Annotated in this window: 13 protein-coding genes and 1 rRNA gene; 13 read left to right on the forward strand and 1 reads right to left on the reverse strand. The window is 36.5% G+C overall.

The window, feature by feature from the left end; all coding sequences use genetic code 11:
• The 11 genes from rrf to rsmI form a co-directional block, all read left to right on the forward strand.
• A 5S ribosomal RNA gene (gene rrf / locus ACVWXS_RS18110) occupies positions 1–93 on the forward strand; the annotation flags it as partial.
• 467 nt (positions 94–560) lie between these two features.
• The gene (locus tag ACVWXS_RS18115) at positions 561–1,985 is read left to right on the forward strand and encodes an aminotransferase class I/II-fold pyridoxal phosphate-dependent enzyme (RefSeq protein WP_456959522.1); all 1,425 of its coding nucleotides are present in this window, start codon (positions 561–563) and stop codon (positions 1,983–1,985) included.
• 17 nt (positions 1,986–2,002) lie between these two features.
• A complete protein-coding gene (gene tmk / locus ACVWXS_RS18120; protein WP_368638470.1) occupies positions 2,003–2,632 on the forward strand; it encodes a dTMP kinase in 630 nt (209 codons plus the stop codon).
• A 228-nt stretch (positions 2,633–2,860) separates the two neighbouring features.
• The gene (locus ACVWXS_RS18125) at positions 2,861–3,190 is read left to right on the forward strand and encodes a cyclic-di-AMP receptor (protein WP_010857007.1); all 330 of its coding nucleotides are present in this window, start codon (positions 2,861–2,863) and stop codon (positions 3,188–3,190) included.
• Positions 3,191–3,277: 87 nt separating this feature from the next.
• Positions 3,278–3,718: a YaaR family protein gene (locus ACVWXS_RS18130; RefSeq protein WP_068986570.1), complete on the forward strand. Its 441-nt coding sequence runs from the start codon at positions 3,278–3,280 to the stop codon at positions 3,716–3,718.
• A gap of 187 nt (positions 3,719–3,905) precedes the next feature.
• Positions 3,906–4,910, forward strand: coding sequence for a DNA polymerase III subunit delta' (holB, locus tag ACVWXS_RS18135; protein ID WP_068986571.1), 1,005 nt, complete (start codon positions 3,906–3,908; stop codon positions 4,908–4,910).
• A complete protein-coding gene (locus ACVWXS_RS18140; protein WP_068986572.1) occupies positions 4,903–5,718 on the forward strand; it encodes a PSP1 domain-containing protein in 816 nt (271 codons plus the stop codon). The genes holB and ACVWXS_RS18140 overlap by 8 nt, the downstream gene beginning before the upstream one ends.
• A 27-nt stretch (positions 5,719–5,745) precedes the next feature.
• Complete coding sequence (gene yabA / locus ACVWXS_RS18145) at positions 5,746–6,102, forward strand: DNA replication initiation control protein YabA (protein ID WP_368638471.1); 357 nt, start codon at positions 5,746–5,748, stop codon at positions 6,100–6,102.
• 63 nt (positions 6,103–6,165) lie between these two features.
• Positions 6,166–6,915 carry a tRNA1(Val) (adenine(37)-N6)-methyltransferase gene (locus ACVWXS_RS18150; protein WP_456959524.1) on the forward strand — a complete coding sequence of 250 codons (750 nt, stop codon included), beginning with the start codon at positions 6,166–6,168 and terminating at the stop codon, positions 6,913–6,915.
• Positions 6,899–7,162 (forward strand): GIY-YIG nuclease family protein, encoded by a 264-nt coding sequence (locus tag ACVWXS_RS18155; protein WP_068986575.1) that lies wholly within the window; start codon positions 6,899–6,901, stop codon positions 7,160–7,162. Before ACVWXS_RS18150 ends, ACVWXS_RS18155 begins: the two co-directional genes overlap by 17 nt.
• Complete coding sequence (gene rsmI, locus ACVWXS_RS18160) at positions 7,159–8,031, forward strand: 16S rRNA (cytidine(1402)-2'-O)-methyltransferase (RefSeq protein WP_456959525.1); 873 nt, start codon at positions 7,159–7,161, stop codon at positions 8,029–8,031. The genes ACVWXS_RS18155 and rsmI overlap by 4 nt, the downstream gene beginning before the upstream one ends.
• 337 nt (positions 8,032–8,368) lie before the next feature.
• On the opposite strand, the gene ACVWXS_RS18165 is transcribed toward rsmI, so the two are convergent.
• The gene (locus tag ACVWXS_RS18165; protein ID WP_068986577.1) at positions 8,369–8,647 is read right to left on the reverse strand and encodes an AbrB/MazE/SpoVT family DNA-binding domain-containing protein; all 279 of its coding nucleotides are present in this window, start codon (positions 8,645–8,647) and stop codon (positions 8,369–8,371) included.
• Positions 8,648–9,111: 464 nt separating this feature from the next.
• On the opposite strand from ACVWXS_RS18165, the gene metG reads away from it, so the two are divergent.
• Positions 9,112–11,103 (forward strand): methionine--tRNA ligase, encoded by a 1,992-nt coding sequence (gene metG / locus ACVWXS_RS18170; RefSeq protein WP_456959528.1) that lies wholly within the window; start codon positions 9,112–9,114, stop codon positions 11,101–11,103.
• Between the two features lie 253 nt (positions 11,104–11,356).
• The gene (locus tag ACVWXS_RS18175; RefSeq protein ID WP_068986579.1) at positions 11,357–12,127 is read left to right on the forward strand and encodes a TatD family hydrolase; all 771 of its coding nucleotides are present in this window, start codon (positions 11,357–11,359) and stop codon (positions 12,125–12,127) included.
• Positions 12,128–12,249 lie beyond the last annotated feature (122 nt).

A 12,249-nucleotide genomic window follows, 5' to 3' on the forward strand; every position in this document is an offset into this window, starting at 1 on the left:
CACACCCGTTCCCATACCGAACACGGAAGTTAAGCTCTTTAGCGCCGATGGTAGTTGGGGGCTTCCCCCTGTGAGAGTAGGACGTCGCTAGGCAAACAGCAGCCACTGAGAAATCAGTGGCTTTTTTGTTTGCTTTCAAGGGCTCAACAAATACCTATATTTAATGTTAGAGTCATGACTAAACCCTGAAAAATGTTGCAATTTAATTGATTTAAATTAGCAAAAAAAGGGTTATACAGTGAAGATATTTGAATTGAAAAAATAAGGTTATAGGAATTTATTGAAAATAAAGGGGAATGAGCTATTCTAATACAGGGTTATTTGCATCATGAATTTCCAAATGTACAAGATATGATTTGGGTATTTCAAGGGGATTTCGATATTATTTATTTCAAAGGCTGTTTCAAGTGCTGGGAATCAAATAATGATTAAGTTAAATTTGATTTGGTAGATTTATCAGATCTGATAAGCGGAGCTATCCAAATTACTAGGATAGCTTTTTTATCATGCTATAATTTCGTATAATTAAATAAGAATATAACGGAAATGGGTGTTTTGTTTTGCAAAAGAAAAAGCCAATTGTAGAAGGGTTAGAGCGCTTTCGACTACAACAAAATATTTCCTTTCATGTACCAGGGCATAAGCATGGAGAACTGTCACATCTTCCTCAGGCATTTAAAGATGTAATGCGCTATGATGTAACTGAATTATCGGGCCTTGATGACTTACATCATCCAGAGGAAATGATATTAGAAGCAGAAAACTTGTTGGCAGATACATATGGGGCGATGAAGAGCTTCTTTTTAGTAGGTGGATCGACAGTTGGTAATTTAGCCATGATTTATGCCACATGTAAAAAAGGTGATACAATTATTGTCCAACGTAATGCACATAAGTCTATATTTCATGCAATTGAGCTTGTTGGAGCAAAGCCTGTATTTGTTTCGCCACTTTGGGATGAACGAACACTAACTGCAACACATGTTTCTTATAGAGATTTAAAAGAAGCTGTTGATTATTTCCCAGAGGCTCGTGCAGTAGTTTTAACATACCCTACTTACTATGGTGTGACATCTAAAGAAATAGAGCAGCAGATTGCGTATTGTCATGAAAGAGGTATTCCTGTTTTGGTGGATGAAGCACATGGAGCTCATTTTAGTGCGTGTACTTTATTCCAACCGTCATCATTGACATATGGTGCTGATATCGTAGTACAGTCAGCACATAAAACATTGCCTGCTATGACAATGGCATCCTTTATGCATGTCAATTCAGACTTCATCGATGTTGAAAAAGTAAATCATTATTTACGGATGCTACAATCTAGTAGTCCATCCTATCTTTTATTAGCTTCTTTAGATGATGCACGCTATTATGTACAGACATATATGGAGAGTGACGGTGCATATATAATAGAAAAAAGGAATCAATGGATAGAGGCATTACGGGCTATTGGTTCTTTGGAAGTTATTGAAGTCGATGATCCAATAAAATTATTACTCCGCGTTGATGGCTATAGTGGCTTTCAATTACAGGAGGCATTAGAAGCAAAGCATGTTTATGCAGAGCTAGCAGATGCAAATCAAGTATTGCTTGTGCTACCGTTGTTGAAACAGGGGCATAGCTATCCATTTGCAGAAATTCGTGTCCGTATTAAGGATGCAATAACATTGTTATTGAGTACGCCAATGGTAGAAATAATAACTGCTTCTCAAACAGCCTACAATTTTGTAGCTATTACGGAACCAGCTTATACATTTGATGAGGTTGAAGGGGCGGAAAAAGAATGGTTGCCGTATATGCGTACAATGGGGCGTATCTCCGCAAGTATGATTATTCCGTATCCACCTGGCATTCCATTGCTTGTTCCGGGCGAAAAAATAACAGTAGCAAAGTTGAGTCAACTTGAGGAATTACTAGCTACTGGTGCGACGTTTCAAGGAAATCACCGTTTAGAAGAAAAAATGATAGAGGTCATTAAATAGTTGGAGGCAATAACAGCATGAATTGCAATTTATTTATTACATTTGAAGGTCCAGAAGGTGCTGGAAAAACAACAGTTATTCAAAAAATAGCTGAGCGACTTGCACAAGAAAATATTGATGTTTTAGCAACGAGAGAACCTGGTGGTATTGAGATTGCTGAAAAAATTAGGACGATTATTTTAGACCCTGCTCATACTGCAATGGATGAGCGTACAGAGGCATTACTATACGCAGCGGCGAGAAGTCAGCATTATTTTGAAAAAGTACGACCTGCTTTGGATGCTGGTAAAATGGTTATTTGTGATCGCTTTATTGATTCATCTTTAGCATACCAAGGATATGCACGTGGTATTGGTGTCGATGAAGTATTATCTATTAATGAGTTTGCAATCGGTAAGAAGTTACCTGATATGACAATATTATTTGATCTTGCTCCAGAGGTTGGCTTAGCCCGGATTCATGCTCACGGAGAGCGAGAAGTAAATCGTTTAGATGTTGAAAGTTTAGCTTTTCATAAGAAGGTTCGGGAAGGGTATTTACAGTTAGTGGAGCGTTATCCTAAGCGTATATATGTCGTCAATGCAGACCAAAATATTGAGCGTGTTGTTGAAGATGTATGGTCATTATTATATGAAGTAATACAGTAAAAACATGAAGTTGTCCACCACATTGTGATATAATGGTAACATCTATTATTTTATCTTCATTCAGACGATATTTGGACATCAACTGACTGAAGATAAAGTCTCCGATGTATATTTGATTTGGCTATATAACGCTTATTAAATAAGATTAACATTTCCCGTAGATGCTACTGTATTAAAAAAGGTAGTTAAAATTTGTTTAGGTGAATTTTATAAAAGGGGTGAGTGCGAATGAAGTTAGTCGTAGCTGTAGTTCAAGATCAGGATAGCAGCCGTTTATCGAATGCTTTAACGAAAAATCAGTTTCGCGCAACTAAGTTAGCGAGCACAGGAGGATTTTTACGCTCAGGAAATACGACGTTTCTTATTGGGACGGAAGACTCTCTCATACCCAAAGTTTTAGATATAATTCGTGATAATTGTCGAGCACGAGAACAAATGGTTGCACCTGTTTCACCATTAGGTGGAAATGCAGATTCCTATATACCTTATCCTGTGGAGGTAGAGGTAGGGGGAGCGACTGTTTTTGTATTACCAATTGAACAGTTTCACCATTTTTAAATTATTGCCATGTTAAATATAACGTAAACACATTATAAATTAGCTTTTGCGTATTTGATAAAGAAAGCAAGTGGGGGCGAAAACAGCTTGAAGATCAATCAAGATATACGTGTCGGGTTAAATACTAATCGTAAAGAGCCACTGCATAACAATAATCAAAATAACCGATTTGGAGATATGGTCGTCAAGCAAGGAACCAAACTGCAAACTGAACAGCTTACACGATTGCTAGGAGATATATCAACAGCGGGTGACCGTGTTGCAAGATCACGTAATTTACGAGAACTTGCTCGTTTTAAAATGCTTGTTAAACGATTTCTACAAGAAACAGTAGAGCATGGTATGGAGTTAAAGCAATCACATACATGGAATCGTTTTGGTGAAGGAAGACGCTTAAAAATTATTGAAACTATTGATACGCGTCTTGTGGAGCTTGCACAAGATATTTTAGATGAAGAAAAAGAAGCAATTGACCTCCTTGATAAAATTGGTGAGATTAAAGGCTTATTAATTAATTTATATATGTAAAACCCGTGTCTTGTTCTCTTGTAGGCGCGGGCTTTTTTCAAATCTATTCAGCAGTCATTTTTACAACACTAGGTAAGGAACTACTTGTGAATGACATGAAACTAATATGTAACTAATCTATCTACTCTAAAAAGTAGATATTTCTGTACTAAAAGTGAGCAATTGTTATAGGAAGGAATTTAAATATATGGCCAAGAATGTTGAAGAGCTATTCACACTACAGCCAGTCGTAATGAAGCAGCTTCAAACGATTTTTGACAAAAATAGATTAGCGCATGCATACATTTTTGATGGCGAAAAAGGGACAGGCAAAGTAGATATTATGCAGTTTTTTGTAAAATTAATGCTATGCGAGCAACCAAATCAAAATGTTCCATGTGAAACATGTCGAAATTGCAGACGTGTCGATTCAGGCAATCATCCAAATATTCATCAAATTTATCCAGAAGGTCAATTTATAAAAATTGATCAAATACGTGAATTAATTGCTGAGATGAAAATGATGGGCGTTGAAGAAGGACGTAAGATTTATGTACTTCATCATGCAGATCGTCTCAATATTGCATCTGCAAACATGATACTTAAATTTTTAGAGGAACCAGATGGTGAGGTAACTGCGATTTTGCTAACGGAGCAAATGCAGTCAATATTACCAACGATTCGCTCTCGCTGCCAGCATATTAAATTTCAAAAAATGCCTCGACATATATTGTTAAAGCATTTGCAAGATCAAAATATTTCTTATTCGATGGCTTCTACAGTGAGCATGATGACGAACGAGCTCGAAACAGCGATATTTTTAGCAAATGATGAGCAGTTTGCACATGCTCGAAAAACAGTGTTAAAATTAGTAGAGGCAATTCGTCAGAATGTACATGAAGCAATGCTTGTTGTACATGAAGAATGGTTGCCGCTGTTTAAAGAAAAAGGCGAGATGGAGCAGGCATTGGATTTACTACTATTTGCTTACCGTGATATAGTGTCAATAAAAGCTAATCCCGAAGCATCTTGTACTTATCCAGACATGTTACAAACATTTAAAGAAGCTGCGTTGCATTCGACTTATGAACGCCTATCTAGTCAAATGGAGTCAATTTTACAGGCACGTGCATCTTTACAGCGTAACATGAATAGGACGTTAATGATGGAGCAGTTAATGCTAAATCTGCAGGAGGGATATACATTTGTATAATGTAGTGGGGATCCGCTTTAAAAAGGCGGGTAAAATATATTATTTTGATCCAGCATCATATCTACTAGAAGACAGTCAATATGTCATTGTAGAGACAGCTCGCGGTGTGGAATATGGTAAAGTAGTTGTCCCTCAAAAGGTTGTTGGGGATAATGATGTTGTATTACCACTTAAACAAGTTCTACGACCAGCGGATGAACGGGATCGTATTCAAGTAGAAGAAAATGCTGCAGAATCAAAGCGCGCATTTGAATTAGCAAGTACAAAAATCATAGAGCATAGTTTAGAAATGAAGCTCGTAGATGTTGAATATACATTTGATCGTAATAAAATTATCTTTTATTTTACGGCTGAAGGACGTGTCGATTTCAGAGATTTAGTAAAAGATTTAGCTTCGGTTTTTAGAACACGTATCGAACTTCGGCAAATTGGCGTACGTGATGAGGCGAAGTTGTTAGGTGGTATTGGTCCATGTGGCCGAATGCTTTGCTGCTCAACTTTTTTAGGCGATTTTGAGCCGGTTTCTATTAAAATGGCTAAAGATCAAAACTTATCTTTAAATCCATCCAAAATTTCAGGTCTTTGCGGCCGTTTAATGTGCTGCTTGAAGTATGAAAATGATGAATATGAGGAAGCAAAAGAGGGTATGCCAGATATTGGTGAAATGACGATGACACCAGATGGCCGCGGTAAAGTTGTAGGTTTAAATGTACTGGAAAGACTTATACAAGTATATTTACAAGAGCAGGAGCGCACAGTCGAATATACACTTGAAGAACTGCTAGCATACGAAAAAAATCTTATATAAGATAGAGAATTGAACGAGGTGGCTTGGGTGAAGGACCGTAATTTCTTAGATACCGTTATGGAGTTCGAACAACAGCTCGAAGCAATGCAGGAGCAATTTGGTGCATTGAAACAATTTGTAGCGTTAATGATGGAAGAGCATAAGGCACTCGAAACAGAAAATCATCACCTTCGTACACGTCTAGAAGAACTACTTTCTAATGAAACTACTGTACAAGCTATTGTTGAGAAGAAAGGGAATTCGTTAGATATTGGCGAAGGCTATGATAACCTAGCACGTCTATACCAAGAAGGCTTCCATGTTTGTCATGTTCATTTTGGAAGTTCAAGGAAAGGCGAAGACTGTCTGTTTTGTCTATCATTTTTAAATAAACAAAATGTGTAATAGAAGACTGATTCCCACTATGGTGGTGTCAGTCTTTTGTTTTGTATAGTAGGAGGAAGAAACATGGAAGATTGGTTAAAGGATGACGAACGGTTAGACTATTTATTGGCTGAGAATTTACGTATTATTCAAAGTCCCTCTGTCTTTTCGTTTTCATTGGATGCAGTACTACTTTCGAAATTTGTCAATGTCCCATATCATAAAGGGAAAATTGTTGATTTATGCTCAGGTAATGGTGTAATTCCGCTGTTTCTAAGTGCCAGAACAAAAGGACATATTACAGGAGTAGAGATTCAACCACGCTTATTTGATATGGCTGAACGAAGTATCCGTTACAATAAGTTAGAAGAGCAAATTGATATGGTTCTTGGTGATGTGAAGGAAATTCCTCAGAAGCTCGGGATCGAAAAATATGATACTGTAACCTGTAATCCACCCTATTTTTTAGCACATGAAGCTAGTGATAAAAATCTAAGTGAACATTACGCTATTGCACGTCATGAATTATATTTAACGTTAGAGGAATCGATACAATCAGCAAGCAAATTATTAAAGCAAGGTGGAAAAGCAGCTTTTGTTCATCGACCTGGTCGATTATTAGATATTGTTACGGCAATGCGGGCAAATCGTTTAGAGCCTAAACGAATGCAATTTATTTATCCAAAAGAAGGTAAGGAAGCCAATACACTATTAATAGAAGGAATTAAAGACGGTAAACCTGATTTAAAAATATTGCCTCCCCTGTATGTCTATGATGCCAACAATGAATATACAGCAGAAGTGAGAGAAATCCTTTATGGAAAAGAACAATAGTCATTATTTTTATGTGCTAGAATGTGCCGATCAATCCTTATACGCAGGCTATACAAATAATGTAGACAGACGTGTCGCTGTACACAATGCTGGTAAAGGTGCAAAATATACGAGAGCACGAGGACCAGTGCAATGTATTTATGTAGAGGAATTCGATACAAAACCTGAGGCGATGCGTGCAGAATATGCTTTTAAACAGTTAACACGAACGCAAAAAATAAAATATATAGGGAGAGATGGGTCATGAAATCTCAGAAAAGTACAATACATGATCATACAGGTTGTTTATATCTAGTTGCAACACCTATTGGGAATCTAGAGGATATGAGTGTGCGTGCACTACGTATTTTAAAGGAAGCAGATATTATTGCAGCCGAGGATACGCGTAATACAAAGAAGTTATGCAACTACTTTAATATAGAAACACCACTTATAAGCTATCATGAACATAATTTAGCGGTGGGCGGAGAGAAGCTGTTAGCCCTATTACGTGAAGGAAAAACCGTTGCATTAGTTAGTGATGCTGGTTTACCTTGTATTTCTGATCCTGGTGCAGATATAGTAGAAAAAGCAATCGATCAAGACTTTCCAGTTGTTCCAGTGCCAGGTCCCAATGCAGCAATATCAGCATTAATTGCTTCTGGGTTAACGCCACAACCCTTTTTCTTTCATGGATTTTTGAACCGAGGAAAAAAGGAACGTCGACAACAATTAGAGCAACTCAAAAAACGTCAGGAAACCATTTTGTTTTATGAGGCTCCTCATCGATTAAAGGAAACCTTGAAAGATATGGAAGCTATTCTTGGGAATCGTCGAATTGTATTAGCTCGTGAGTTAACAAAAAAATTCGAGGAGTTTTTACGTGGTACATTAGGTGAAGCAGTGGAATGGTCACAAACAGAGGAAATTCGAGGAGAATTTTGTATTGTCCTTGAAGGAAACGAAAACGCCGAGGAAGAAAATAGTGAAGAAGCCTATTGGATGACAATGTCTATTATTGATCATGTCGATTATATTATTAATCATACAGGTGTTACATCGAAAGAAGCTATAAAGGAAGTAGCAAAATTACGTCAAGTAGCGAAGCGAGACGTCTATAATGAATATCATAGTTAATGTAAAAAAGAGGTTGCCGTATATCAGGCACCTCTTTTTTATATCTATTCAAATAGATGGCACATCACCAACAACATTGCGATATGACATTTGTTAAGAATGCATGCCAATATAAGTTAATTGGAGTGGGGCTGGTCGACCTAGTGATTAAGGAACGAAAATCACCCCACGTTATAGTGATAAGCCAATATTTTAATTGATAATAATTGTAAAAAATAGTACCCTTAATCATGAAAGGTCTGACATGGACATTATAAGGGACTTAATAATTGGTTATATTATACTTTATAAAATCAAAACACCTAAATTGCTGTTCTCAATTTAGGTGTGTAACAAATTATTTTTTTAAGTTAGTTTGAATTTCTTTCACTAACATTTCTGCGCCTTCAGGACTTAAAATTAATTTGCCACCAACTAGACGGAAGTTATCATCAGAAACTTCACCAGTTACAGCACATGTCATGTTAGGCATATATTTTTTTAAGATGATTTTGTCATCATCCACATAGATTTCTAAAGCGTCTTTTTCTGCAATACCTAATGTACGACGTAGTTCGATTGGAATTACTACACGACCTAATTCATCGACTTTACGAACGATTCCTGTTGATTTCATAATTATTTTCCTCCTAATGTTTAAATGTATATTGGTGTTTCGTCAAATTTCGACATAATTTCTTTGTCTGATAGTTATCATACCAAGTAATGCCATAAACGTCAATTAATTAATACACTAATATTATTGCTTTGAAAAAATTTTTGAGGAGAAAACAGATATTTTGATTATTTTAAAAGGTTTTTATTATATATTTTAATTTATAGTAAAAAAGATTCTTATTTAATACATTAAATGGATTCATTATATTATTCGACATTTTTCGCGTGCGAGAAACTTTCAATCAATTATGCCTCGGCATAATTGCGTCCGGAATCGGCTTTGTGCTTGCACAAAGAGCTCCTTTCTGATTCCGTGACATCCGCCGGAGACTCTAACTTCTCTCAGCGGATGTTAGGACACCTGCTGAAAGAAGTTGAAACGAATTTCGTACTTCGTTAGAATAGATAGTATACTGTGAAACAATGGAGGCAGTTCTTGTGAACGAACAAAATAAAACATTCTATATAACAACCCCTATTTACTACCCAAGTGGAAAATTTCATATTGGTACAGCGTATACAACTGTAGCATCAGATACGATTGCACGTTATAAACGTTTACGTGGTTATGATGTACGTTTTTTAACTGGGATGGATGAGCATGGACAAAAAATTCAAGAAAAAGCTGCGGAAGCGGGCAAACATCCTCAAGATTATGTGAATGAAATTGCGGATTCTGCGAAAAGACTATGGGCATTAATGGATATTTCATACGATGACTTTATACAAACAACGCAAGAGCGTCATACGAAAGCTGTCGAAAAGATTTTCCAAAAGTTTTTAGACAATAATGACATTTATAAAGGTGAGTATGAAGGTTCGTACTGTACACCATGTGAATCATTCTTTACTGAAACGCAATTAGTAGATGGTAACTGTCCAGACTGTGGTCGTCCGGTACACAAAGTTAAAGAGGAATCTTACTTCTTTAATATGAAGAAATACGCAGATCGTCTATTAGCTTATTATGAAGAAAACCTTGACTTCATTGAGCCGGAATCTCGAAAAAATGAAATGATTAACAACTTTATTAAACCAGGTCTAGAAGATTTATCTGTTTCAAGAACATCATTTGATTGGGGAATTAAAGTTCCAGGAGATCCTAAACATGTGATTTATGTGTGGGTAGATGCCTTAACTAACTATATTACATCATTAGGCTATCTATCAGAGGATGAAACACTATTCAATAAATATTGGCCGGCAGACGTACATGTAGTTGGAAAAGATATCGTTCGCTTCCATACTATTTATTGGCCGATTTTCTTAATGGCACTAGATTTACCACTTCCTAAAAAAGTGTTTGCACATGGTTTCATAATGATGAAGGACGGTAAAATGTCGAAATCAAAGGGCAATGTTATCTATCCTGAAATGCTAATAGAACGTTATGGCTTAGATGCGACTCGATATTTCCTATTGCGTGAGCTACCATTTGGATCTGATGGTGTATTCTCGCCAGAATCTTTTGTTGAACGTACAAACTTCGACTTAGCAAACGATTTAGGAAATTTATTGAATCGTACAATATCAATGATAAACAAATATTTCGACGGCATTATTCCAGCTGAAAATCTTCAGTCGACAGAGTTTGATGCAGCTTTGAAAGAGCAGGCTGAATCTGTTCGTATTAAATATGAAGAAAGTATGGAAAAAATGCAATTTAGTGTCGTATTAGCCGACTTATGGACACTTGTGTCGAGAACAAATAAATATATAGATGAAACTCAACCGTGGGTCCTAGCAAAAGAGGAATCGGATAAACCAAAATTAGGCGCCGTTATGCGAAATTTGGCGGAAAGCTTACATCAAATTGCTGTCATGTTACAACCATTTATGACATCTACACCTAAACGAATTCTTGAACAATTAGGCTTGGATGACAAATTCTTAGCATGGGATACAATTGAAACATTCGGCAATACTATTCCGGCAAACATTAAAGTGGTAGAAAAAGGAATTCCGATTTTCCCTCGTTTAGAGAGTGAAGTTGAAATTGCGTATATTCGTGAGGAAATGCGCGGTTCAGTGAAAACTCCACAAGAAGAAGAGTCAAAAGTTGAGAAAAAATCTGTAGAAATTCCAGAAATCCCTGAAATTACAATTGATGATTTTATGAAAGTAGATTTACGTGTAGCTACTGTAACAGCATGTGAAACTATTCCGAAAGCAGACAAATTATTAAAGCTTCAAGTGAATCTTGGATATGAGCAACGACAAGTAGTTTCAGGCATTGCAAAGTTCTATTCACCAGATGAATTAATAGGTCAAAAAGTAATTGTAGTCACTAACTTAAAACCAGTTAAATTACGTGGCGAATTATCACAAGGAATGATTCTAGCCGGTGAAAAAGATGGAATTTTAAAATTAGCATCAGTTGATCCAAAACTAGAGAATGGTGCGAAAGTAAAGTAAAAAAATTTAGGAAGGCCTGCTGAATGCAAAAAGTTCAGCAGGCTTTTAAAATCTGTTTAAAAAATGAGTATTTTATTATCTTGAAATAACTTACGTGCAGTAAATGGTGAGTTTTATTAGGTATATAGTAACAAATTTGGTGCCTAAGGTTACGGGTAATGTCATAATACCAAATTGTCTGTAACAAAATTGTAATACTTACGCAAAATATGAAATAATAATTTTTAATAAAATCTATGTTAGGAGAATGACGATGTTCATTGATACACATGTACACTTAAACGCAGATCAGTATGAAGAAGACTTACAAGAGGTTATTGATAGAGCTCTTGAAGCAAAAGTAGAGACAATGGTTGTTGTTGGTTTTGACCGTAAAACCATTGAAAAAACAATGCAATTGGTTGAACAATATGATTTTGTTTACGGTGTCATAGGGTGGCACCCAGTAGATGCGATTGATTGTACGCAAGAGGAATTAAATTGGATTGAGGAATTAGCAGCACATCCAAAAATAGTTGGTATTGGTGAAACTGGGTTGGACTACTATTGGGATAAATCCCCGAAGGATGTTCAACAAGCACTTTTCCGCAAGCAAATCCATTTAGCGCAAAAGTTAAATTTACCAATCATTATTCATAACAGGGATGCAACAAAAGATGTTGTACAAATTTTACGTGAAGAAAATGCAGCATCTGTGGGGGGCGTGATGCATTGTTATAGTGGTAGCGTGGAAACAGCACGTGAATGTATTGCTATGAATTTTATGATTAGTCTTGGTGGGCCAGTAACATTTAAAAATGCACGTATGCCAAAGGAAGTGGCGACAGAAATATCGTTAGAGCATTTGATGATTGAAACAGATGCTCCTTATTTAGCGCCTCATCCATATCGAGGAAAGCGTAATGAGCCAGCATTAGTGCCATTAGTTGCAGAAGAAATTGCTCGTTTAAAAGGGTTAAACGTTGAGGATGTTGCACAGGTCACAACAGCAAATGCGAAAAAATTTTTTGGGATTGACATTTAGTAGCTGAGACGCCTCCAATGCTGGGTTTGTGGTTGGGTGGAAAGGCAAGGTCAAATTTCTTTTCCAAAACATTCGGGTTGACAGTGCCAAAACTAGTCCGTATAATCCAACTTTGTATTAAG

This window comes from Lysinibacillus sp. TE18511, assembly GCF_054062295.1.

Bases quoted from the DNA above. Each gene is read 5' to 3' on its own strand.
- tmk (WP_368638470.1), top strand. From the start codon at position 2,003: ATGAATTGCAATTTATTTATTACATTTGAAGGTCCAGAAGGTGCTGGA.
- ACVWXS_RS18125 (WP_010857007.1), top strand. From the start codon at position 2,861: ATGAAGTTAGTCGTAGCTGTAGTTCAAGATCAGGATAGCAGCCGTTTA.
- holB (WP_068986571.1), top strand. From the start codon at position 3,906: ATGGCCAAGAATGTTGAAGAGCTATTCACACTACAGCCAGTCGTAATG.
- ACVWXS_RS18150 (WP_456959524.1), top strand. From the start codon at position 6,166: ATGGAAGATTGGTTAAAGGATGACGAACGGTTAGACTATTTATTGGCT.
- ACVWXS_RS18155 (WP_068986575.1), top strand. From the start codon at position 6,899: ATGGAAAAGAACAATAGTCATTATTTTTATGTGCTAGAATGTGCCGAT.
- rsmI (WP_456959525.1), top strand. From the start codon at position 7,159: ATGAAATCTCAGAAAAGTACAATACATGATCATACAGGTTGTTTATAT.
- ACVWXS_RS18165 (WP_068986577.1), bottom strand. From the start codon at position 8,647: ATGAAATCAACAGGAATCGTTCGTAAAGTCGATGAATTAGGTCGTGTA.
- metG (WP_456959528.1), top strand. From the start codon at position 9,112: ATGGAGGCAGTTCTTGTGAACGAACAAAATAAAACATTCTATATAACA.
- ACVWXS_RS18175 (WP_068986579.1), top strand. From the start codon at position 11,357: ATGTTCATTGATACACATGTACACTTAAACGCAGATCAGTATGAAGAA.